The organism is Flavobacterium kayseriense (assembly GCF_014305095.1).
In the GTDB taxonomy this organism is placed as follows: domain Bacteria; phylum Bacteroidota; class Bacteroidia; order Flavobacteriales; family Flavobacteriaceae; genus Flavobacterium; species Flavobacterium kayseriense.
The window spans coordinates 94,122-119,063 of sequence record NZ_JACRUI010000005.1; the positions used below are offsets into that span (position 1 = coordinate 94,122).

General features: G+C 33.9%; 20 protein-coding genes and 1 other RNA gene. 8 read left to right on the plus strand and 13 right to left on the minus strand.

The genetic code is table 11. From position 1 onward, the window contains the following. Window positions 1-94 precede the first annotated feature (94 nt). Window positions 95-481, minus strand: coding sequence for a hypothetical protein (locus H8R22_RS13715; RefSeq protein ID WP_187010966.1), 387 nt, complete (start codon window positions 479-481; stop codon window positions 95-97). Window positions 482-869: 388 nt separating this feature from the next. On the opposite strand from H8R22_RS13715, the gene H8R22_RS13720 reads away from it, so the two are divergent. Both H8R22_RS13720 and H8R22_RS13725 read left to right on the plus strand, forming a co-directional pair. Then, entirely contained in the window at window positions 870-1,439 is a 570-nt protein-coding gene (locus tag H8R22_RS13720) for a pentapeptide repeat-containing protein (protein WP_187010967.1), read from the plus strand. 408 nt (window positions 1,440-1,847) lie between these two features. Then, window positions 1,848-3,116, plus strand: coding sequence for an amidohydrolase family protein (locus H8R22_RS13725; protein ID WP_187010968.1), 1,269 nt, complete (start codon window positions 1,848-1,850; stop codon window positions 3,114-3,116). Between the two features lie 32 nt (window positions 3,117-3,148). On the opposite strand, the gene H8R22_RS13730 is transcribed toward H8R22_RS13725, so the two are convergent. The 6 genes from H8R22_RS13730 to glyA all read right to left on the minus strand — a co-directional run bounded on the left by H8R22_RS13730 (window position 3,149) and on the right by glyA (window position 8,821). Further along, window positions 3,149-3,649: a GNAT family N-acetyltransferase gene (locus H8R22_RS13730; protein WP_187010969.1), complete on the minus strand. Its 501-nt coding sequence runs from the start codon at window positions 3,647-3,649 to the stop codon at window positions 3,149-3,151. A 123-nt stretch (window positions 3,650-3,772) separates the two neighbouring features. Beyond that, a complete protein-coding gene (locus tag H8R22_RS13735; protein WP_187010970.1) occupies window positions 3,773-5,560 on the minus strand; it encodes an ATP-binding protein in 1,788 nt (595 codons plus the stop codon). 10 nt (window positions 5,561-5,570) lie between these two features. Then, complete coding sequence (locus H8R22_RS13740) at window positions 5,571-6,023, minus strand: response regulator (protein WP_225876035.1); 453 nt, start codon at window positions 6,021-6,023, stop codon at window positions 5,571-5,573. Window positions 6,024-6,079: 56 nt separating this feature from the next. After that, a complete protein-coding gene (locus tag H8R22_RS13745) occupies window positions 6,080-6,634 on the minus strand; it encodes a helix-turn-helix domain-containing protein (RefSeq protein WP_187010971.1) in 555 nt (184 codons plus the stop codon). A 179-nt stretch (window positions 6,635-6,813) separates the two neighbouring features. Further along, window positions 6,814-7,407 (minus strand): tRNA-(ms[2]io[6]A)-hydroxylase, encoded by a 594-nt coding sequence (gene miaE, locus H8R22_RS13750; RefSeq protein WP_187010972.1) that lies wholly within the window; start codon window positions 7,405-7,407, stop codon window positions 6,814-6,816. A gap of 139 nt (window positions 7,408-7,546) precedes the next feature. Then, entirely contained in the window at window positions 7,547-8,821 is a 1,275-nt protein-coding gene (glyA, locus tag H8R22_RS13755; protein WP_187010973.1) for a serine hydroxymethyltransferase, read from the minus strand. 107 nt (window positions 8,822-8,928) lie between these two features. On the opposite strand from glyA, the gene fahA reads away from it, so the two are divergent. After that, window positions 8,929-10,221, plus strand: a complete 1,293-nt coding sequence (gene fahA / locus H8R22_RS13760; RefSeq protein ID WP_187010974.1) for a fumarylacetoacetase — start codon at window positions 8,929-8,931, stop codon at window positions 10,219-10,221. A 56-nt stretch (window positions 10,222-10,277) separates the two neighbouring features. On the opposite strand, the gene fsa is transcribed toward fahA, so the two are convergent. From fsa to ffs, 3 genes are all read right to left on the minus strand, one after another. After that, entirely contained in the window at window positions 10,278-10,934 is a 657-nt protein-coding gene (fsa, locus tag H8R22_RS13765; protein ID WP_187010975.1) for a fructose-6-phosphate aldolase, read from the minus strand. A gap of 135 nt (window positions 10,935-11,069) precedes the next feature. Beyond that, complete coding sequence (locus H8R22_RS13770) at window positions 11,070-11,882, minus strand: SDR family oxidoreductase (protein ID WP_187010976.1); 813 nt, start codon at window positions 11,880-11,882, stop codon at window positions 11,070-11,072. 126 nt (window positions 11,883-12,008) lie between these two features. Next, window positions 12,009-12,106, minus strand: an RNA gene (gene ffs, locus H8R22_RS13775) — signal recognition particle sRNA small type. 87 nt (window positions 12,107-12,193) lie between these two features. Here ffs and H8R22_RS13780 point away from each other — a divergent pair. Together H8R22_RS13780 and hutI are read left to right on the plus strand one after the other, a co-directional pair. Beyond that, window positions 12,194-13,243, plus strand: coding sequence for a glutaminyl-peptide cyclotransferase (locus tag H8R22_RS13780; protein WP_187010977.1), 1,050 nt, complete (start codon window positions 12,194-12,196; stop codon window positions 13,241-13,243). A gap of 13 nt (window positions 13,244-13,256) precedes the next feature. Further along, window positions 13,257-14,495, plus strand: coding sequence for an imidazolonepropionase (gene hutI / locus H8R22_RS13785; protein WP_187010978.1), 1,239 nt, complete (start codon window positions 13,257-13,259; stop codon window positions 14,493-14,495). 55 nt (window positions 14,496-14,550) lie between these two features. Here hutI and H8R22_RS13790 read toward each other — a convergent pair whose 3' ends face one another. Continuing rightward, window positions 14,551-15,435: a hypothetical protein gene (locus H8R22_RS13790; RefSeq protein WP_187010979.1), complete on the minus strand. Its 885-nt coding sequence runs from the start codon at window positions 15,433-15,435 to the stop codon at window positions 14,551-14,553. A 94-nt stretch (window positions 15,436-15,529) separates the two neighbouring features. On the opposite strand from H8R22_RS13790, the gene H8R22_RS13795 reads away from it, so the two are divergent. Both H8R22_RS13795 and H8R22_RS13800 read left to right on the plus strand, forming a co-directional pair. After that, a complete protein-coding gene (locus H8R22_RS13795; protein WP_187010980.1) occupies window positions 15,530-16,567 on the plus strand; it encodes a formimidoylglutamase in 1,038 nt (345 codons plus the stop codon). Window positions 16,568-16,687: 120 nt separating this feature from the next. After that, complete coding sequence (locus H8R22_RS13800; protein WP_187010981.1) at window positions 16,688-17,941, plus strand: DEAD/DEAH box helicase; 1,254 nt, start codon at window positions 16,688-16,690, stop codon at window positions 17,939-17,941. Window positions 17,942-18,057: 116 nt separating this feature from the next. Here H8R22_RS13800 and H8R22_RS13805 read toward each other — a convergent pair whose 3' ends face one another. Both H8R22_RS13805 and gyrA read right to left on the minus strand, forming a co-directional pair. Then, complete coding sequence (locus H8R22_RS13805; RefSeq protein WP_187010982.1) at window positions 18,058-19,332, minus strand: tetratricopeptide repeat protein; 1,275 nt, start codon at window positions 19,330-19,332, stop codon at window positions 18,058-18,060. A 49-nt stretch (window positions 19,333-19,381) separates the two neighbouring features. Continuing rightward, entirely contained in the window at window positions 19,382-22,024 is a 2,643-nt protein-coding gene (gyrA, locus tag H8R22_RS13810) for a DNA gyrase subunit A (RefSeq protein WP_187010983.1), read from the minus strand. Window positions 22,025-22,278: 254 nt separating this feature from the next. Between gyrA and H8R22_RS13815 the strand changes: the two genes are divergently transcribed. Continuing rightward, window positions 22,279-24,828: an ATP-dependent Clp protease ATP-binding subunit gene (locus H8R22_RS13815; protein ID WP_187010984.1), complete on the plus strand. Its 2,550-nt coding sequence runs from the start codon at window positions 22,279-22,281 to the stop codon at window positions 24,826-24,828. Window positions 24,829-24,942 lie beyond the last annotated feature (114 nt).

A 24,942-nucleotide genomic window follows, 5' to 3' on the forward strand; every position in this document is an offset into this window, starting at 1 on the left:
CAGCAATTGGTACGATACAATAATCGCACACCTGTTAATCTATTTCAGAAAGGTCAAAAAAAGATACAAAAAAGGTTTTACTGCTTGCAAGAAATCAAATTCGCAGTACCTTCTGGGAAATGTAAATAGGTTGTGAGTAACCATAATAGGACTGAAAATTGTTAAATCCCTTAGAATTGTCTTTAACAATAATAGTCTCTACAAGTATAGTATAAGTGTTTTTTAGAACATCACTCTTTGCAGGAAAAAATGTTTGAGGTGCCTCATCAGTGTTGCAACTCTCCTCAACTAAAAATAATTCTGCCTGCGCAGCAATCATAGTGTGCAAATTTGTGTTGCTTAATACATTATTTTGCTTTTGATACAATCCTTGACTTTGCGTAAAAAGAGAAGAAGAACATTCGACTCTTTTATGCAACGCATTTGCACTCCCAAAGCAGAAGAATGAAGCGAAGAATAATATTAAAAGGGAAGTTCTCATTTAGACCTCAAAAGTAGTTAAACTTTAAAAACCAAATCAAATTTTATGATTTTGTTAAGTAAAATTCAACGAAATCGTTTGATTGCTGAATTATATGCAGTAACAAAATAACACAAACCATTGTTAAACAACTATTTACAATTTAACAATACTAATCAGTTTCTTATTTAAAAGTAAAAAATAAAGCGCTACAGCACTTATTAGCATAAATTATTATGGATTTTGAGAAATATTTGCCAATTCAACTTCAAAAACACAATTATCAGTACGACTTCTTTAAATATTACTAAAACAAGTAAATAGAATTAATTAGTCTTATGATAGGATTAATAGTAAATTTGCAACAGCATTAAATCAAAGCTGACACTACCCCAATTATATTACATTCATGGTTGCATACAATCTAGACAAGCAATACAACGACCAAACCTATAGTGAGGAAGCGATTAATTATAAAGAATTTGAATCTTGTACTTTTACAAATTGTGATTTTTCAGCTTGTAATTTTATGGCTGTCATCTTTATCGACTGTCATTTTAATCGCTGTAACTTTAACAGCACAAAAATTAACCATGTAGCATTTCGAACGGCCTATTTTAATTCCTGCCAAATAAAGGACGTTAATTTTGCCATGTGCGACAAGTTTATCTTCGAAGTCCATTTTAAAAACTCGAAACTGGATTTTTCAAAATTTTATGCACTTAAAATGAAAGGAACAACATTTTCGAGCACTAGCCTCATAGCTGTCGACTTTATGGCTACTGATATAACGAATGTTCTTTTTGACAATTGTGATTTGTATCGCGCTGAATTTGATAGAGCAATCGCAAATAAAGCTGATTTTAGAACGAGCCACAACTATAGTATCGATCCCAGCAGGACTAAAATCAAAAAAGCGCAGTTTTCACTAGAAGGCATCAAAGACCTACTTACGAAACACGATATAATCGTGATTTAGATCTTTAGTTCTTGGGAGCAGCTGTACAGTACTACTAGAGACACTTACTCCTGCTCTTCACTATATCTTTGCCTTTCTCTCAAAAAATAGAGTAAGGCAAAGGATGCCGTTGCGATCAGGGCTATATATCACAAAATAAACTAGATCACTATTTTCTTAAAATACTATATGAAAAGAATAGTATATTTGGTTACATATCGTATTTCCACGCAGGGAAAAATCATTTAACAATAATGCTAAATCAAATCGTCTTGTTTTGGTCCCGATCTAACCTGTAGATTTGATCTGTTATAAACTATCAATCATTGCCGAATTACAGTCTTTAGTAAAAATATGCTATTATCTCAAATTAAATATAACAATTGCAGCTGCTTAGTGGTCTCAAAAAAATAATATAAAATGATAAAAATGAAATATGTTAAACTATTTTTTTTCTCTTTACTACTTACACTTAATGCTCAAGCACAGCAACAAAATGACTTGATCATTAAAAACATCAACGTAATTGCGATGACAAATAGTGAAGTACTTAAAAATACAAGTGTATTATTTAGTAATGGTAAAATAAAAGCTATTGCAGATTTTAAAGAACTTCCTAAAAACAAAAAAACAATAATACTAAATGGAAAAGGGAAGTTTTTGATGCCGGGCTTAGCCGAAATGCATAGTCATTTACCTATTTCATCCAAAGTTGATACACTACTTATGGAGAATGTTGCAGCTGGTATAACTCGCTTACGCATCATGAATACAAATACGCCGCTAGTAGCTTTAAAGAACAGATTAGAAAGTAACTCATCGACAATATCTCCTAAGTTATATTACAGCCATAGTATTACTCGAGACATTGACTACAATGCTGCCCAATTTGATAGCTTAATGATTACAATAAAAAAAAACAATTTTGATTTTATAAAAGTATTAAGTGTAGCTAATGAGGTAGTGTTTGACAATTTAATGCAAGCTGCGAATAAGCACCAAGTGATCGTATGTGGTCATTTTCCAGTGGGAGTACACATAGAAAAAGTACTTACATCAGGTTACAAAAGCATTGAACATCTGGCAGGTTATGATAAAATCACAAATACTAGCGAATTAGGAAAAATCATAGAACTGACCAAAGAAAAAGAGGTTTACAACTGTCCTACATTAGATTGGGATCTCATGTCTAAAAATTTGCAATATCCCAATGAATATAAAAATAGACTTGTCTATAACAATGCACCAAAACAATATGTAAACCAATGGGAAACGAAATACAAAGCAGATCTACTTAAACAAGGTATTGCTACTGTACTATTAAACCAGCAAAAAAATCAACCTATTTTTGAGTATAAGCAAAAAATACTAAAACAACTAAGTGACAACAATTGTTTATTACTAATGGGAAGTGATCCTAGTACTTTTTTCCAAATGAATGGTTTTAACCTACATCAAGAAATGTACAATTGGTCGCAAGCAGGAATAGATAACTTTAGCATATTAAAGGCAGCAACAATAACTCCTGCTCGATTTTTTAATGAGGAACAACTCTGGGGAACAATTGAGGTTGGAAAAACAGCTGATGCTATTATGTTAGAAAAAAATCCGCTGGACGATATTAGAAATATCACGACTGTCGAAATGACAATCATAAATGGTAAAACCTATCTGAAGAAAAATTTAGTTAAAAAATGAAAGTAATATATCTAGTATACACTCTAGAACAACTATACTAATTTTTTTTCTAAAACGTAATCCTCCATTAAATAGCCGTGATCAAGCGCTATATCTTCCTCTCTCACGATTACAAACCCTAATTTCTGATAGAATTGTAAGGCTGTATTAAAACGATTAACATTTAGCGATAGGGCACCCATTTTATTGTTAATGGCTATAGTACCAATTCGATCAAAAACAAGTTTACCATACCCTTTCCCCTGGGTCTCAGGTAACATATAAACTTTATGTACTCGTGTCACCAACTGATTGAGATAGTTATGCTCATAGGCTGCAAATCCTATAGATTTTTCGTCCTTTTTGACTAATAAAAAGCGATGTCCTTTATCTATAACATTTTCCTTTAAACACTCCTCCGAATAAAAAGAAGCAAGCATATAAACTATTTGCTTTTCTGAAAGAATTGATCCATAGGTCGATGGCCAAATTTTATAAGCTAGATCTTTAATAATAGGTAGATCAGTTAACGCAGCCTCAATGATGATTATCATCAAATTAGATTTAAATTTTAAGTAATAAACTTTCTTATTAAAAGGTAAAAAATTCGAGATTATGGCATGTAGATTGTTAATCAATCAGGTGAATAGTAAAAAAACTATGAGAAAAACCGTGAACTAGCTTTTAGGCATAAAAATTGAAAAAGTAGTGCCTACATTTGGCTCTGATTCGGCTTTTATAAAACCATTGTGGTTGTCTATAATTCTTTTGCAAATAGCCAATCCTAAACCTGTTCCTGTATATTTAGGATCCGTTTCTAGACGCTGAAATAAAATGAAGATTTTATCTGCATATTCCTGCTTGAATCCTATACCATTGTCTTTAATTACTATTTTATGGTAGTCTTCGTCAAGAATCAACTTATCTCCAAAATAAACATTTTCAAAAATGTCCTCGGTAAAGATATTAATTTGAGGAACAACATCATCTTTACTATATTTTAATGCATTTGATATAAGGTTAATGAAAAGTTGGTCTAATTGAAAAGAAATAGCCTTCATTCGTGGCATTGTCCCTAACTTGATGGTTGCATTTCTATCTTCAATATCAGAAGATAACTCATCAATGGCACGATGAACCGTATCTCTCAAATCAACATCTACATAAACTTTATCTCCCTTTATTGTTCTTGAATAATTAACCAAATCAATGAGTAATGTTTGCATCTTACTTGCAGACAATTTTATTTTTGAGAAATAAGTTTTGTTTTTGTCTGAAACAGCATCAAACTCGCTACCCTCTATTCTAGAAATAAACATTTGGATTTTATGCAACGGTTCCTGCAAATCATGACTTACAATGTTATTAAAAGACTCTAGCTCAGCGTTTATACTTTTAAGCTCAATATTACTTTCTTCAAGCTCAAGTGTTCTTTCGTATTGGTCTGTCATATCATACACAACACCCGTTTTAATAATATCTCCACTGCTGTTTTTAGCAAAAGTCCCAATGGACTTGATATATTTTATTTTTCCATCTGCCAAGACATAGCGGAACATGATATTTGTCGACTCCATTTTTTCAAACCAGCTATTATGTGCTTCTACAACATAATCAACATCATCTGGATGTATGTATTTTAATAAACTGCTAAGCTTGGGCTCAAAAGCATGTGGTTCTTCTCCTAAAAGTCGGTAAAAGTTATCTGAAAAAGAATAGACACCAGTTTTACCGTTTATTTTCCAATGTCCAAATCCAGCAATCTTTTCAGCATTATTAAAGGATAGATTTAACAACCTAAACTCATCGTTTGACTTTTTAAGCTCAACAATATCTACATTCATCTTATTAAAAGACAAAAGTAGAATTAACAAAGAGAGAATAACTAATAAAAAAGCACTCACTATGGAATCCTCAAGTTCAAATTGATGGTTTACATTATGAAACTTTATTTTATCTCCTTCCGCATTTATCGTCTTATAGATAAATGTCTTCATGGATTGCGTAAAATTATTGCTCTCTTTTAATTTAGCGTGGAACCTTTCACGTTCAAAAACTTCACTTTTAGACAACAGTAAGGTCTCATGATACAATTCAAAACGGCGATCAACCATCTTGTTTAATCTATCTAGGTCAGCTACCCTAGCTGGGTTATCAGAAACTAGTAACTTAATTTTTGAAATATTGCGTTGCAGTTCCCCTTTTTCTAAAAACCTTTTAGAGAGATAGGATTCATCTTTAGTAATGATGTATCCTCTCAAATTATTTTCGTACATACTCAACACAGAGAGTACTTTTTCAAGCTCCAGTTGCGTCTCGGTCGATGTTGCTATAAGACCTACCGATGCATCAAGAGCTTTCATTTGATTATAAAAAACAGAAGCAATATACCCTACTACTAAAATTGCAATAACTAAAGCAATCTTAAATATTTGAGTATTTTTATATAATTTAAGTAATTTCATTTACAGTTTTTTAAATACTAAAGAAAAAAGTTTCTTTATTTAAACCTGAGGAGTGAAATTGCCAATTAATATTTAAAACTTCTTTAATCACCTTTTTAAGCTTAGTAAAATCATTAGGTTTTTTGATGTAAATATTAGCACCTTCTATAAAGGTTTCCTCGATATCCTTCTCTGATGACGAAGTTGAATATATTGCAATAGAAACATCTCTAAATCTATCGTTAGCTCTAATCATTTTTAAACATTCAAAGCCAGACATATATGGCATGTTTAAATCCAAAAACAAAATATGAGGTAGCGTAATTTCTGGATCGTTTAAATAATCCATCAAATCTTTACCATCGTTAAATAAGGTTAACTTATTATTCATTTTTAGTTCCGTCATAGCTTCACTAAAAAAAGTGCGGTCATCTTCATCATCATCCGCTATCAATATGTGCATCAAGTCCTTATTTGAAATCATATAAAGTATATTATTATTTTAAACTTCTTTTTCTTATGTTATTCTAGATAAACTATTTAGCTAGATATACTTCTTCTTTTATCAACAATCCTTTTAAAAGCAGAGGGTGTTAAACCGGTCACTTTTTTAAACTGACTTGATAAATAGGCAACGCTACTATAATTTAATTTATAAGAAACCTCCGTTAATGTTAACTGTTCCTCAATAATCAATTTTTTAGCTCTTTCTATTTTCTGAATAATGATAAAATTCTCAATCGATGAATACGTGTGCTCGGTAAATATATTGGTGATATAGCCGTAACTAAAATTCAATTTATCTGATAAATACTGAGATATGGTTACCGAAGGCAATTTCTCGTTTTCATAAATCATCTGAACAATCGTATCCTTAATTCTCTGTATTAATTGGCTCTTTTCATTGTCAACAATAAAAATAGAGTATCTATTTAAAGACTGCTGCAATTCTGCCATTACTTCTGGTGGTACTACTCCACTAATTTCTATTTCACCAAGATCTAATAATTGGTATTTAATATCCAATCTTTCTAATTGTTCCTGTAAAATCACCCTACAAGCAACAATCCCATCATATTTAATATAGAGTTTCATTCACAAAAATTTACAATTGTTTAATTTTTAACGGCATAAATATAATTTAATTTTCACAACTATTACAATAAATTCAAGTGCTAAGGGTAATATTCTATCATTGTCACTACTTAAACAGTACATAACGTTGATGTTAAACTATTAACAAAATTGATCACTATTTTTAAAATCTAACGCAGTTAGCCGTGAATTGTATCGCTTTTACCATAATTTTCAATTATTGATGCTTCAAATTCTATCCACTCTCTCCAGCGTTTTTCGACATCAATTCCTACCCCGTATTTTCTGGCATAAGTGATAAATGTGGTATAATGACCCGCTTCACTCTCCATCAATTCTCGGTAAAAAACAGATAATTCTTCGTCCTGAATGTTTTCAGACAATACCTTAAAACGCTCACAACTTCTAGCCTCAACCATAGCCGAGAACAATAATCGTTCCACAAGACTAGATACACGGCTTCCGTTCGAACTTTTCTTCATATATAAATACAATTCATTGACATAATGATCCTTACGTTCTCGACCTAATTTTAGCCCTCGCTTGATAATAATATTGTGTACTTGCTCAAAATGGTCAATTTCTTCTTTGGCTAAAGCCAATAAGTCTTTGACTAAATCTTGATGCTCCGAATTGTTAGTTATAATAGTAATGGCGTTGGTAGCGGCTTTTTGTTCGCACCACGCATGGTCAGTTAGGATCTCTTCAATGTTTTTCTCTACAATATTTACCCATCTAGGATCTGTAGGAAGTTGTAGTCTGAGTACGCCCATTTATTTAGTTCTTAAAGTTAAAAGTCAAAAGTTATAGCATTCAAAAAAACATAAAAAATCGAAGACCAAAATAAAAATAGAGATTTAAATCTCAATTTTACACTTTCGACCTTCGACCTTTAAACTTTATGACTACTTATTAGAAAACGAAAATTGCTCTTTCGCTCATCATATCATTCACTTCATTTGCTACTGCTTCGATAACTGCTTCGTCTGTATGACTAACTAATACTCTATCTATTAAAGCAACGATTGTTTCCATATCCTCTTCCACTAAACCACGAGTGGTTATAGCAGCTGTTCCTACACGAATACCTGAAGTTACAAATGGTGATTTATCATCAAATGGAACCATATTCTTATTAACGGTGATCTCTGCTTTTACCAGAGCGTTTTCAGCTTCTTTTCCGGAGATTCCTTTGTTTCTTAGATCAATTAACATCATGTGATTGTCTGTTCCTCCAGAAATAATATCATACCCTCTTTTTACAAATGCAGCAGCCATTGCAGTAGCATTTTTTTGTACTTGTAAAGCGTAGGTAAAAAACTCATCTTGCAATGCCTCACCAAAAGCAACAGCTTTAGCAGCAATAATATGCATCAAAGGTCCACCTTGATTTCCTGGAAATACAGCAAGATCAAGTAATGCAGACATCATTCTGATTTCTCCTTTTGGATTGGTTAATCCCATTGGATTTTCAAAATCTTTACCCATCATAATCAAACCTCCTCTAGGACCACGCAACGTTTTATGTGTTGTTGTCGTTACAATATGGCAATGTGGCAAAGGATCGTTTAATAAACCTTTAGCAATTAATCCTGAAGGGTGAGAAATATCAGCAAGTAATAAAGCACCTACACTATCAGCAATAACTCTAAAACGCTCAAAGTCCATATCACGAGAATAAGCAGATGCTCCAGCAATAATCATTTTTGGCTGCTCTTTAGTTGCGATTTCTTGAATTTTATCGTAATCCAATAGACCGGTTTCTCTCTCAACACCATAAAATACTGGATTGTAAATACGTCCCGAAAAATTTACTGGCGAACCATGAGTTAGGTGACCTCCATGAGATAAATCAAAACCTAAAATTTTATCACCTGGTTTCAAACAAGCGTGAAAAACAGAAGCATTTGCTTGTGAACCAGAGTGTGGCTGCACATTTGCATAAGCTGCGCCAAACAATTCCTTAGCTCTATCAATAGCAATTTGTTCTACTATATCAACAACTTCACAACCACCATAGTATCTTTTACCAGGATATCCCTCAGCATATTTATTTGTTAGCACTGAACCAGCTGCTTCTAAAACTTCATCACTTACAAAGTTCTCAGAGGCAATAAGTTCTAATCCGTGTATTTGTCTATCTTGTTCGTCTAGAATAAGGTCAAAAATTTGTTCGTCGCGTTGCATTTTCTTGATTTTAGTTAATTTGTAGCAAAAATACAAAAAAACGTTTGTGAAACTGTTAGATTATGATATATTTGACTTATAATTTTCAACAAAACAATTAACAATATATGCCAATATCAGCCAACGATACAAAACGAAAATCATGGTTAGAAGTCGCTCCGCAAAGTGATTTCCCCATTCAGAACATTCCCTTTGGTGTCTTCTTAACTAAGGAAAACGTAGTTACTGTAGGAACGAGAATCGGCGACTCAGCAATAGATTTGGGCGCATTACAGCAACTAAATTATTTTGAAGGTATCGAATTAACTGATGATATGTTCATGCAAGACACTTTGAATGATTTTATCTCTGACGGAAAGAAAACTTGGCGACTAGTTCGTAATCGTATCGCTGAGATCTTTGACGAAAACAACGCTAAACTTAGAGACAACGCTAAAGATAGAGATATTGTCATTTTTAAAATGGAAGAAGTAGAAATGCAATTACCTGTTTTAATAGGTGATTATACTGATTTCTATTCGAGCAAAGAACATGCAACTAATGTAGGTAAAATGTTTAGGGATCCTGAAAATGCCCTATTACCTAACTGGTTGCATATACCAGTAGGGTACCACGGTCGCAGCTCTACTATAGTACCATCTGGGATTCCAGTTCACCGTCCTATGGGACAAACCTTACCTAACGGCGAGACTAGTCCCGTTTTTGGCTCTTCTCGTTTAATTGATTTTGAACTTGAAACAGCATTCATTACTACCGACGCCAACATAATGGGCGAAACTATCCCTATCAATGAAGCCGAGGATTACATCTTTGGAATGGTTTTATTAAATGACTGGAGCGCACGCGATATTCAAAAATGGGAATATGTACCGTTAGGTCCATTCCTTGCTAAAAATTTCGCCTCTTCAATTTCTCCTTGGATTGTAACTATGGATGCACTAGAACCGTTTAGAGTTTCTAGTCCAAAACAAGACCCGAGTCCACTTCCTTATTTACAACAAAAAGGAAAACACTCTTTCGATATTCACCTTGAAGTTGCCATACAACCTGAAAACGCTACACCTACAGTAATAAGCAAATCAAATTTCAAACACATGTATTGGACCATGAGCCAACAGCTAACGCACCACACTTCAAACGGATGTCGCGTCAACTCAGGTGACATGATGGGGTCAGGAACTATTTCTGGACCTACGCCAGGTAGTTTTGGTTCTATGCTAGAATTAACTTGGGGTGGTAAAAATCCGATCCAATTGAATGACGGATCAGAACGTAAGTTTATCAACGATAACGATACCGTGATTATGAAAGGTTTTTGTGAAAACAGCCAAGTTCGTATTGGTTTTGGAGAAGTATCTAGTAAGCTACTCCCTCCTTTTGTTAGAAACAAAGTACATTAAAAATAAAAAAGGCCCATTTCAATCGAAATGGGCCTTTTGCTTATTATAAAAAATAATTACTTATTTCCTTTTTCAAAATCAGCTACAAACTGCGCTAAACCAATATCAGTTAACGGGTGTTTCAATAAACCATAAATGGCAGATAAAGGTCCTGTCATTACATCAGCTCCTATTTTTGCACAGTTTACAATATGCATAGTATGACGCACTGATGCTGCAAGAATTTGAGTTTCATAACCATAGTTATCATAGATTTCTCTAATCTCCTCGATCAAGGCTAAACCATCTGTAGAGATATCATCTAAACGACCAATAAATGGAGACACATAAGTAGCACCAGCCTTTGCAGCAAGTAATGCCTGTCCTGCAGAAAATACTAAAGTTACATTCGTCTTAATTCCTCTGTCTGAGAAATATTTAGCAGCCATCACGCCTTCTTTAGTCATTGGTAATTTTACAACAATTTGCTCATGCAAATCAGCCAATTCCTCACCTTCTTTGATCATACCATCATAATCAAGCGCATTTACTTCGGCACTTACATCTCCTTCAACTAGATTGCATATATCTACGTAATGCTTCAATATATTGTTTTTACCAGTGATTCCCTCTTTGGCCATTAATGACGGATTAGTAGTTACCCCGTCTAAAACTCCTAATGCTTGCGCTTCCTTAATCTGAGCTAAATTAGCTGTGTCAATAAAAAACTTCATAATACTATTTTTGTTTAATTGTGTGTTTGTCTTTGGGCGTGTCCTTTCAGGCCGGGCTTTTCGTTTCAATCTTTTATACGCCGCAGCGCATAAAAGGATTTCCACTGCAATCCCTCACGCAAAATCGCGGTAAAATTACAACTTATAATGCTTCATCAAGATTTTTTCATACACTTTATCTGGTAGAATCCTTTTTAAAACAATTGACAACTTTTGCATAAAAGCTCCAACTCTGTAGTGTATTTTTGGATCTTTAGTATTGATAATCTCGTAAACTGCCTCTGCCATATCATTAGGATTGCTTCCACTATCTACATGAGCATCCATTGTACGTAGCGATTCGCCATAGGTTTTCTCGTAAGGAGAATCTTTTATAACAGGTGCATGGTAACGACTAGAAGCAATATTAGTAGCAAAATCTCCAGGAGCAATATTAGTTATCTGAACACCAAAGGACTTTACCTCCATGCGCAAGGACTCAGTTATCAGTTCTAGCGCACCTTTTGAGGCTGAGTACAAAGAGCGATACGGCAGTCCCATGTAACCCGCAATTGAAGTGATATTTATAATTAAACCCTCCTGTTGCTGGCGCATTTGCGGGAGTACGGCTTTCATGACTCCAATAGGTCCAAAAAAATTAGTGTCAAAATGATTTTTCATTTCAATCGTGGGAATCTCTTCCAATGGCCCCGTTATTCCAACCCCTGCATTATTAACAACTACATCTAAGCGACCAGACAAAGCAATCACTTGTGCAATAGCATGTTCGATAGAAATAGTGTCCCTAACATCTAGAGCTACTAGAGGAAAAACCGAATTTAATATACGTTCCGGATTTCTACTCGTACCATATACGACAAATCCTTTATGATGTAGATATTCGCCAATTGATTTTCCGATACCCGAAGAACCACCAGTGATCAAAATTACTTTCTTATTAGAACTCATAATACTTATGGTATTTACCTATGCCCAAAAATAAAAAAATCCTCCCTAAGGAAGACTACTTTTACGTTTATTTTGTAAAATTTTAATTAAAATCAAAAAAAAATCTGAAACAAGTTCAGATTAAAAAAATGGCAAGCGACCTACATCGCACCGCTCAACCACGTACCCTTGCTATGTTCCCATCCTGGGGGAGTCTGCAGGAGCTGGTCGTGTAGGACTTGCCGGTGCAAATATACAATCTTTTTATATTTTTGCAAGCCCTTTGCGCTCTAAAAATAACATTGTATATTGGGGTATTCAAAATTAAAACGATGAAAAAATATAACTTACTATCTATCATTTTATTAGCACTAGTACTTACTAATTGTGGTGACACAAAAAAAGGTGAAAATTCTCTATTTACTTTCGATAACAAGATAGTAAAGCCCCAATATGAACCTCAAGATAACCTAGATTTAGTTATTACTAATGATAATGCCAAAGCAATTGATAGTATAATCTACTACGTAAACGATAAAAAAATAGGAAGTAGCAAAGGTTTAGAAAGATTAACGTACTCCCTAGAAAATCAAAAGTTAGGATATCAATTCCTAAAAGCGTTAGTTTATTACGACGGTACGAACTCTGAAGCTACCATGAGAGTTGAGCTTGTCTCTAACGTTGCTCCTAAGCTCTTAAAATATAAAATCATAAATACCCACCCTCATGATACGCAATCGTTCACAGAAGGTTTGGAGTTTTATAAAGACACCCTATATGAAAGTACAGGACAAAAAGGCACCTCTTATATTAGAAAATATGATTACAAAACTGGAAAAATATACAAACAAATTGATCTAGAAGACAAATATTTTGGAGAGGGAATCACCTTTTTAAATAACAAACTATATCAGTTAACTTGGCAGGAAAAAACAGGGTTTATCTATAATGCATCAACTCTAAAATTAGAAAAGAGTTTTGCTTACACCAAAGACATTGAAGGATGGGGAATGACAAATGATGGTAAAAACATTTATCAATCTGATGGAACAGAGAAAATTTGGAAAACTAATCCAGAAACTCAAGAAATGTTAGACTACATCAATGTCTACTCAGGAAAGACCAAAATAAAAGCCATAAATGAATTAGAATATATTAATGGTAAATTTTACGCTAATGTTTTTCAAAAAGATGCAATTGCTGTGGTTAACCCCGGTAGTGGTGCAGTCGAAGGTATATTAGATATGTCAGGCTTACGCAAATTAATCAACGTTACTCCAGACGATGTTTTAAACGGAATCGCCTACAACCCTAAGACTAAAACTATATTTGTTACCGGTAAAAACTGGGACAAAATGTTTGAAATCATAGTTGTAGAATAATTAAGAAGCATAAATGACCATACTACTTATAAACATAAAAGAATTGCTTCAAGTTCGCGACTCCTCTGTTAGCAAGGTTTGTGGTCGCGATATGGCAGTACTCCCTTCCATCAAGAATGCGTACTTAGTAATCAAAGATGATTTGATAGCTGATTACGGCGAGATGCATAACATTCCATCTCTATCCGTAGATTCAACCATAGACGTACAAGGAAAAATAGTTTTACCAACATGGTGTGATAGTCACACACATATAGTTTACGCAGGAGATCGATCACAAGAGTTTGTAGATCGTATTAATGGTTTAAGCTATGAGGAAATTGCTAGTCGTGGTGGCGGAATTTTAAACTCCGCTCAAAAACTCAATGAAACAACTGAGGATAAAATCTACGAGGAGTCTAAGCTGCGATTAGAAGAAATAATGCGCTTAGGTACTGGAGCCGTTGAGATTAAATCAGGATACGGTTTAACCGTTGAAGGAGAATTAAAAATGCTTCGAATCATTAAAAGGTTGTCCAAAAATTATCCTATTTCAATAAAAGCTACGTTTTTAGGCGCACATGCCTTTCCTTTAAAATACCAAAATGACCACCAAGGATACATAGACCTTTTAATTAAAGAGATACTACCTGAAATTCATAGAAATAAACTCGCTGATTATATCGACGTATTTTGCGAAACTGGTTACTTTAGTGTAGCCGAAACAGAACAAATTATCAAAGCAGGTGCACAATTTGGCTTGAAGGCAAAGATACACGTTAATCAATTTAACTCTATAGGCGGCGTTCAAGTTGGCGTATATAACCATGCTCTGTCTGTTGATCATCTTGAAATGATGCAAAAAGAAGACATAGAAATACTAAAAAACAGTATTACTATGCCCGTTGCTTTACCCTCCTGCTCTTATTTTTTAAGCATTCCTTATACACCAGCACGAGCAATGATAGATGCAGGTTTACCCTTGGCATTAGCGACAGATTTCAATCCGGGTTCAACTCCATCAGGAAACATGAATTTTGTTGTCGCAACAGCATGTATCAAAATGAAAATGACTCCTGAAGAAGCTATTAATGCAGCAACTATTAACGGTGCCTACGCCATGGGATTGTCAGCCTCACACGGAAGCATAACTATAGGCAAAAAAGCAAGTTTGATTATTACCAAGCCAATTACCTCTTTTTACCAATTACCCTATGCATTTGGGAGTAATTTGATAGAAACTGTACTAATAAATGGAAAAATAATATCATAAAAAAAAAGAGGAGTATTTAAATACTCCTCTTTTTTCATAATTTATAAATTCTATTTTATTTTAAAGTAAAACTAGTTTTTGAAACTAATTTATCTTTATCAAAGATATTTACAAAGTAAGTTCCTTTTTCAAAATCTTTACCTGGTAAGTTTTCTGCAACATTCACCGTTTTATTTTCATAAGACACATTAGAGATAAAACTATATGTTAACGTATTGTCACCAAAATTTTCAGTTTTCTTATTACCTAAAACATTATTTTTGCTATCAATCACTTGTACATAATATGTTTTAACACCTGATTGCGCCACTTGATTTTCAGCGATAGTATAACTAATTCTAAGCATATCTGCTCTGCTTGCTTTATCAGTAGAAATTTCTTTCCCAGAACTTCTTACTTTAAAAGCTGAACCTCTGGTGTTAACAACAGTTAATTTTGCAGCTTTTTCAACTACTTTAGATAACTCTTCATTTTGTCCAGCTAAAGTTTCATTATATTTCTTTGACTCTCCTAGAACTACAACCGTACTATCACGCTGCGTTTTTAAGGTTACATTCGCTTTTTTCAAACCTTCATTTTCTTGCATCAATACTTTCATATTATTTTGCAACATTGCGAACTGAGTTTTATACTTTGACAAAGAAGCAACATCTCCTTTTGATTTTTGCAAATCAGCCATTAACAAAACAACTTTATCTCTCTCCTTAATTAACTCATCAGACATCGAAGTGTTTTCAGAAATTGCAGCATCATAAGTAGCTTTTAACTGCTCTAAGTCTTTCATCACAGTTTCTTTCTCAGTTTCTGTAGTTTTAAGTTCCGTTTGTACTACGTCAGCATCAGAGGACATTTTAAAAATGTAAACTAAACTCCCTACTAATAAAACAGCCAAGACAGCAATTACCGCCTTTAAACTAGAACTACTTTTTTGATTTTCCATTTTTTAATATTTTTTTTCAAATTTAACAATATATATTTAAGTTATAACGATTGTTATTACAATTATATTATTTTTGGGAAAAAATATTTTTTTTATGGAAAAACTGCTGCCTTTTACAAAGTATGATCTCGCTAAGGTTACAAATCACAGAAGTGGTGAAATTAAATTTGGCGAAAAAATGCATACGGTGCCAAAAGACATTGATCCCATATCTTTTTTAAACTCCTGTGAAGCGCAATATGTATTACTTGGTATTCCTGAAGACATTGGCGTTAGAGCAAACTTTGGTAGACCAGGCGCAGCATCAGCTTGGAATGTGGCTATTCAAAGCATAGCTAATATCCAGCACAATCGATTTTGCAAAGGCAGTAATTTAATTGTGTTAGGACAAATCAATGTCGAAGATGAAATGAAGGAAGTAGAACATCTTGATTTTACTGATATTGACGACCGCTCTAAATTAAGTAAGTTAGTTGAAAAAATAGACAAAGATGTATCACACATCATTTGTAGTATCATACAATTAGGAAAAACACCTATCGTAATTGGCGGAGGCCATAATAATTCGTACGGAAACATAAAAGGTACCGCTCTTGCAAAAGGAAAACCTGTAAATGCCATTAATTTTGACGCACATTCTGATTTTCGTATTCTAGAGGGAAGACACAGTGGAAACGGATTTTCGTATGCTTACGAAGAGGGTTTCTTGAAAAAATATTTTGTCTTTGGTTTACACGAAAATTATACTTCCAAAAGTGTTTTAGATATAATCAAAAAAACTGATGATCGTGTGCGTTATATTACCTACGATAGTTTGAAAATAAGAAAGGAAAAAGACTTCAATTTAGAGATGTTTAATGCTTTAGAATTTATAAAATCCGATTATTTTGGTATAGAAATAGATTTGGACGCAATTCCGAATATTGCTAGTAGCGCTATGACAATAAGTGGCTTTTCAGTAGAAGAACTTAGACAGTTCATTTCCTTTTTTGGCAGACATAGGAACGCTACGTATTTACACATATGTGAAGGCGCGCCTGATTTAGGCGAGAAAAAGAACAATCATTTAATTGGTAAATTAATTGGATATTTAGTCACAGATTTTATAAAAGCAAGTACAGTAGAAATTTAGGGATTCCAACACCTAAAAGAAATACAGCGCTTAAAACCTATCATAAACAGCATCAAAATAATAATACTATCTTTGCACTACTATCTCTGTACTTAATACAAGATATTTAATTTCAAAAATATGTTATTCGAAGATTTATCACTTTCTAAAAGTATACAAAAAGCAGTTTACGAGCAAGGTTATATTAACCCCACACCAATACAAGAAAAATCAATTCCGTTAATTTTAGCAGGAAATGATTTAATAGGTTGCGCTCAAACAGGTACTGGAAAAACAGCAGCATTTGCAATCCCAATTATACATCAATTACACCGCATCGTAGGCTCATCAAAAAAAGCAAAAGTAATTCGTGCTTTAATAGTTACGCCTACTAGAGAATTAGCAGTTCAAATAGGACAAAGTTTTGATACTTATGCTAAATATACAAATTTAACTCAGCTGACAATTTTTGGGGGAGTATCTCAGAATCCTCAGGTCGATTCATTAAAAGCTGGAATTGATATTTTAATAGCTACGCCTGGACGACTATTAGATTTACACAAACAAGGTTTTATCGATCTTGATCACTTGCATTGCTTAGTACTAGATGAGGCAGACCAAATGCTAGATATGGGTTTTGTTAATGATGTTAAAAAAATTGTGAAGTTAACACCAAAAAATAGGCAAACTTTATTTTTCTCTGCAACTATGCCAATTGCAATTAGAGAATTAGCCGAAATGTTTTTGACAAATCCTGAAACAGTTACGGTTTCTCCGGTGTCATCTACAGCTGAAAACGTAGAGCAACGAGTATATTTTGTGGAAAAAACTGAAAAGAGAAATCTACTTTACAATTTAATCACAAATGAAAACTTATCAGATGTTCTCGTTTTTTCACGAACGAAACATGGTGCTGATAATGTCGTAAAAGCATTGAGAAAACGCAACATAGCCGCAGAAGCAATTCACGGAGATAAATCACAAAATGCAAGACAGCGTGTATTAGACTCTTTTAAAAACAAAGAAATTGGCGTGCTAGTTGCTACTGATATAGCAGCCAGAGGTATCGATATTGACCAACTACCGTTTGTCATAAATTTTGACCTGCCCAATATCCCAGAAACCTATGTACACCGAATTGGTAGAACAGGTCGTGCGGGAAATGGAGGTGTTGCAATATCTTTTTGTGGTAAAGATGAAATTGGTTATTGGAAAGACATTCAAAAGTTAATTAAGGTAGAAGTAAAAACCGTGACTGACCATCCGTATCAATGGCATTCTGGAAATCCAAATACAAGCGAAAACGGTAAGCCAAAAAATTCAAATAGAAGTGGTGGAGCACATAAATCCAGAAAATCGGATGCTTCAAAACAAAATAAAAAGCGCTGGTACTAAAACTATAATTTACAATCATAAAAAAAGCCTTTCGTAAAACGAAAGGCTTTTTGCTTTTAATAATTTTAAAAGAAAGTCTATCAATTAAACAGACAGACTTTGCTTTTGAATTTATTTTATTTTGCTATTTTAGCTTGTAGTGCTTTCTTTTCAGCAGACATCTCTAATGCACTGTAAACATTTAATAAAGTACTACTTACTGCTTCATTTTTTGGATCAACATCAAATGCTTTTTCCAAAGAAGGAATTACGCTTTTAAAAATAGCTAATCTTTCTTTCTTTAACACTTCATAACGCTTCATATCTTTATCAGAAGTACCCAACTTATTCATTTCATCAATAATTGGTTTTTCTCTTTCTAGTTTCAACGCTGCTAAATTGATATATGCATTGACATATTTAGGATCAATCTCTATCGCCTTTGCATAATATTTTTCAGCATTAGCAACATCTTTAGCGTTTCCACTAATAACTCCTAGATTAAATACTAAATCAGCATCGTTAGGATTTTTTTCTAATACCTGACTAATTAATTCTTTGTATCTATCAAAATCCTTCGTCTCTAAATACAAATTAGCTTCTGTAAGCAACAAAGAACTATCATCTGGATTAGCAACTCTAGCCTCAGCAATCGCTTTTTTAGCTTCTTCAGTTTTACCGTTTTGAACTAAAATTAAAGAAATATTCTTAAAAATCTCTCCTCTTTTTGATGGATTAACTTCCGTTGTTGGTTTCTCATGTGTCCCAAGTTTAACCATTCTATCTCTTTCTGCAGCTGTTTTAAAAGGATCTTCAGCTCCATTCGCCTTGTTTGTAGCCAAATAAACAGTAGATTGACCTGAAAAGTTCAAGTTTTTCAATTCATAATATGCTGACAAAGCTTTATCGTACTCTTTTGCATTTATATAGGTAGACGCAGCATAATAAAGGTTTAAAGTATCTTTTTTGTCTAACAAATAAGCATCGTACAATTTTTTTGCTCCTTCAGCATTTTTCTCTGCTTTAGAATCTGCAATAGCACTATTAATTAATAAATACTTAATTTCAGTAATTGAAGCTGCCGCTTGCGTAGAGTATTTAACTTTACCAGATGCTTTTTCAGCTGCTATCAAATCTTGATACGCTGCTGCTGCAACTCCTAAATTCGTATCTACCTCTACTTTTTTATTTGCTAAATCTAAATAAGTATTTCCTTTTACAAAGAAAAATTGCGCTTTATCTGCTTCATTAGCCGATGCAATTAAAGATTCTGCTCCTTTTAAAATTGTAGCAGCTTCTTTACTATCTCCTTTTTTTAACGCTTTTTCAGCAGCTTTTGTTTCATCTTTTTGAGCAAAAGTGGTTACTGATATCAATAATGCTGACGCAAGTATTACATATTTACTTTTCATATTATTCAATTTAATTTCTGTTATTTATTTTACCTATTTTAAAATTTAATTATTCGTCCTCTGCATCGTCGCCTTCGTCGACAACATCTTCTTCAACCTCATCAGTATCGTCTTCATCATCGTCCTCACCGCCTTCGTCTTCTAAAACTTCTAAAACAGGTTTAACCCTTTCGATAGCAACAACTTCAACTACATTTCCATCTTCATCTACCACAACTTCTTCAACATCATCTTTCATAACCTTAGTGACCGCTGCGATAGAATCCTTTCCTTTTAGATTGATCAATTTTACACCTTGAGTCGCACGACCCATTACACGTAAGTCTTCGATAGCCATTCTAATCGTTAAACCAGATTTATTGATAATCATTAAATCATCAGCATCAGTTACAGCGTTGATCGAAATTAACTGCCCTGTTTTTTCTGTAATATTTAAGGTTTTCACCCCTTTACCACCACGGTTTGTAATACGATAAACATCTTCTCCGTCTTCATCAACAAGTTTTGTACGTTTACCATAACCATTTGCAGTTACAACGAGTACTTGTGTATCGTTCACAGCATCTTTATCTACAGTAATCATACCAATAACTTCATCAGTATCGTCTTTTAAAGAGATTCCACGTACACCAGAAGCTGTTCTTCCCATTGGTCTCGTTTTAGTTTCTTCAAAACGAACTAATTTACCAGACTTCACAGCTAAGATAATTTGGCTTTCACCATTTGTTAATTTAGCTTCCAGTAATTCATCTCCATCCTTAATAGTAATTGCTGCAACACCGTTTATTCTTGGTTTAGAATATTTCTCTAAAGATGTTTTCTTAACCTGACCTTTTTTAGTTACCATTACTAAGTTATGGCTCTTAATGTAATCTTGATCTTTTAAGTCTTGGGTACAGATAAACGCTTTCACCTTATCATCACTTTCGATATTAATCAGATTTTGAATCGCTCTTCCTTTTGCGGTCTTACTTCCTTCTGGTATTTCATAAACACGCATCCAGAAACATTTCCCTTTCTGGGTAAAGAACATCATATATTGATGATTTGTAGCTACAAACATGTGTTCTAAGAAATCTTGATCTCTTGTTCCTGCACTTTTTTGACCTACTCCACCTCTATTTTGAGTCTTATATTCAGATAAGTTAGTACGTTTGATGTAACCTGCATGCGAAATAGTAATTACTACATTTTCATCGGCAATTAAATCTTCGATACTGACATCTCCTCCAGAGTATTCAATAAGTGAACGACGTTCATCTCCGTATTTCTCACGAATTTCAACTAATTCCTCTTTGATTAAGTTTGTTCTCAAGTCAACGTTTTCTAACAACGCTTTTAAGTGATCAATCAACTTCATCAACTCTTCATATTCCGCTCTTAACTTGTCTTGTTCCAGACCTGTTAATTGACGCAAACGCATCTCAACAATTGCTCTCGCTTGGATGTCTGATAATTGAAATCTTTCAATTAATTTCTCACGCGCTTCTTCTGTATTTTTAGAGCCACGAATCAAGGCAATCACTTCATCGATATTATCAGATGCAATAATTAATCCTTCTAAAATGTGCGCTCTTTCTTCTGCTTTACGTAATTCAAAACGTGTTCTTCTAATGACCACATCATGACGGTGCTCAACAAAATAATGAATCATATCTTTTAGATTCAACATTTGCGGACGTCCTTTCACTAGCGCAATATTGTTTACACTAAATGATGATTGTAATTGTGTGTATTTATATAAGGTATTCAACACTACATTAGGAGTAGCATCGCGTTTCAGAATATAAACGATTCGCATACCATTTCTATCCGATTCGTCACGAATATTTGCTATCCCTTCAATTTTTTTATCGTTTACAAGGTCAGCAGTACGTTTGATCATATCTGCTTTGTTAACTTGGTAAGGAATCTCACTAACGATGATGCTTTCTCTTCCTTCAACCTCTTCAAAACCTACTTTGGCACGCATTACTACTCTACCTCTACCCGTCTTGAAAGCTTCACGAACACCCTCGTAACCATATATAACTCCTCCCGTAGGGAAATCCGGTGCTTTAATATGTGTAATTAGCTCATCGATCTCAATATCATTGTTATCCATATACGCTAACGTACCATTAACAACCTCAGTTAAATTGTGAGGTGGCATATTAGTAGCCATACCTACTGCAATTCCTGTAGCTCCGTTGATAAGCAATGTTGGAACTCTAGTTGGCATTACCTTTGGCTCATACAGCGTATCGTCAAAGTTCAACTGAAAATCAACCGTTTCTTTTTCAATATCTGCCATAATTTCTTCCGAAATCTTACGCATTCTTGCTTCCGTATAACGCATTGCTGCTGGACTATCTCCATCAACAGATCCAAAGTTACCTTGTCCATCCACTAATAAATAACGCATGCTCCACTCTTGAGCCATACGAACCATTGCGTCATAAACAGAGATATCACCGTGTGGGTGGTACTTTCCTAAAACTTCACCGACAATTCTCGCCGATTTTTTATGGGCTTTATTTGAAAAAACTCCTAAATCATACATTCCGTAAAGAACTCTTCGATGCACTGGTTTCAAACCATCTCTAACATCTGGAAGCGCTCTTGATACAATTACTGACATCGAATAATCAATGTAAGCTGATTTCATTTCATCTTCTATGTTAATAGGAATTAACTTTTCTCCTTCAGACATAAGTTGTTATATTAAAAAATTATATTAGTTTCAAAACGTGCCAATATACGCTTTTTTGAAATTTCTTTAGATATTTAGTACCACTAATTTCAATGATTTATTAACAAAGAAATAACGGCTTTGTTTACTAAAAATCTCTTTTTATAACGTACTTTAATCTTTTTTTTATTCACTTAGCTGACAGCCCGACTTAAGGAACGGTTTTTGTTTTTAAGTAAGTAATTCACTAAATTTACGAATACTAAATATATATTATGGATGATAATTTTTCACCAAGAGTAAAAGACGTTATAACCTACAGTAAAGAAGAAGCTTTACGACTAGGTCATGATTTTATAGGAACAGAACACTTGATGTTAGGCATACTTAGAGATGGAAATGGTAAAGCGATTCAGATTTTAAACAACCTTGCTGTTGACTTAGAACATTTACGTAGAAAAGTAGAAATACTAAGCCCTGCAATACCCGGAATCGACACTAACCTAGAGAAAAAAAACCTGCACTTAACCCGACAAGCAGAAAGAGCTTTAAAAACTACTTTTCTGGAAGCCAAGGTTTTTCAAAGCTCTTCTGTTAGTACTGCTCACCTATTATTGTGCATTTTAAGAAACGAGAACGACCCTACAACCAAGCTACTTAATAAACTTAAAATAGATTATGACTTAGCTAAAGAACAATATTTAAATATGACACCAAGCGAAGAAGAATTCTTGGAAAATTTACCAAGAGCAACAGACTCCTATAATGACGACCTCGGACAAGATGACAGTCTAAAAGAAGGTTCCTTTAATAATCCTGCTAGCAAAACTAATAAAAAATCTAAAACACCAGTTCTAGATAATTTTGGACGTGATCTTACTGAAATGGCTGAAGAAGGAAAACTCGATCCTGTAGTAGGGCGCGAAAAAGAAATTGAGCGTGTATGTCAGATTTTGAGTAGACGCAAGAAAAACAATCCGCTACTAATCGGTGAGCCGGGAGTGGGAAAATCAGCTATAGCCGAAGGTTTAGCACTACGAATTATTCAAAAGAAAGTATCACGCATTTTATTTAATAAGCGTGTAGTTACTCTTGATTTAGCTAGCTTAGTTGCAGGCACGAAGTACAGAGGACAGTTTGAGGAACGCATGAAAGCAGTGATGAACGAACTAGAGAAAAATGATGACATCATCCTTTTCATTGACGAAATCCACACTATTGTTGGTGCTGGAGGAGCAACAGGTTCATTAGATGCCTCTAATATGTTTAAACCTGCTTTAGCAAGAGGAGAGATACAATGTATAGGAGCTACAACATTAGATGAATACAGACAATATATTGAGAAAGATGGAGCTCTAGAAAGACGTTTCCAAAAAATTATTGTTGAACCGACTTCAGTAGAGGAAACAATAACTATATTGAATAACATCAAAAACAAATACGAGGATCACCACAATGTTATTTATTCACAAGAAGCTATTGAAGCTTGTGTTAAGCTGACTGATCGTTATATGTCTGAACGTTTTTTACCGGACAAAGCAATTGATGCTTTAGACGAAGCTGGTTCTCGTGTTCATATTACAAACATTGAGGTTCCTAAAAAAATTCTAGATCTAGAACGTCAATTAGAGGAAATTCGTGAGCTTAAAAATGTTGTTGTTAAAAAACAAAAATATGAAGAGGCTGCAAAACTTCGTGATGATGAAAAACGTATTGAAAAAGACCTAGCTATTGCACAAGAGCAATGGGAGGAAGATGCTAAAAACAATCGTATTGAAGTTACTGAAGATAATGTAGCTGATGTTGTATCGATGATGACTGGAATTCCAGTTAATAGAGTCGCGCAAACAGAAAGCAATAAATTAGCACACTTACCGGAGCTTATTGAAAGTAAAGTTATAGGTCAAAAGGAAGCGGTTCTAAAGATTGCTAGATCTATACAACGTAACCGAGCAGGACTGAAAGATCCTAACAGACCAATTGGTTCCTTTATTTTCTTAGGTCAAACAGGAGTTGGAAAAACCCAGCTCGCAAAAGTCTTAGCAAAAGAATTATTTGACTCTGAAGATGCGTTGGTTCGTATTGACATGAGTGAATACATGGAGAAATTTGCAATCTCAAGATTAGTTGGTGCGCCTCCAGGATATGTAGGTTATGAAGAAGGTGGACAATTAACTGAAAAAGTACGTAGAAAACCGTATTGTGTGGTTCTTCTAGATGAAATAGAAAAAGCACATCCTGATGTTTTCAACATGCTTTTACAGGTACTGGATGATGGTTTCTTGACTGATAGTTTAGGACGAAAAATCGATTTTAAAAATACGATCATCATCATGACTTCTAATGTAGGAGCGAGACAATTAAAAGATTTTGGTCAAGGAGTTGGTTTTGGTACTGCTGCTAAAGTGGCTCAAGCTGATGATAATTCGAAAAGCGTAATCGAAAATGCTTTAAAGAAAACATTTGCACCAGAATTCTTAAATAGAATTGATGATGTAATCGTATTCAATTCTTTAGAAAAACATGATATCGATTTAATAATCGAAATTGAGTTAGAGAAATTATACAAGCGTGTATCAGAATTAGGATACCAGCTTAAACTTTCAGACAAAGCAAAAGCGTACATCGCTGATAAAGGTTTCGATAAGCAATTTGGCGCAAGACCGCTAAAAAGAGCCATTCAGAAATATGTTGAAGATGCATTAGCAGAAGAAATAATTACTTCTAAAATAAGTATGGGAGACGAAATATTTATGGACATTGAAGAGGGTGCGCAAGAACTTACAGTAAAAGTTCAAAAAGCGGACCAAGCGACAAATCAGTAAATTATAAGCATCTAATACTAAATATAAACCCGTTACGTTTTTATAACATAACGGGTTTATTCTTTTTAGAAACTAAAGATTTTCTAAAAACAAATCTCTACATTTGAACTTTAT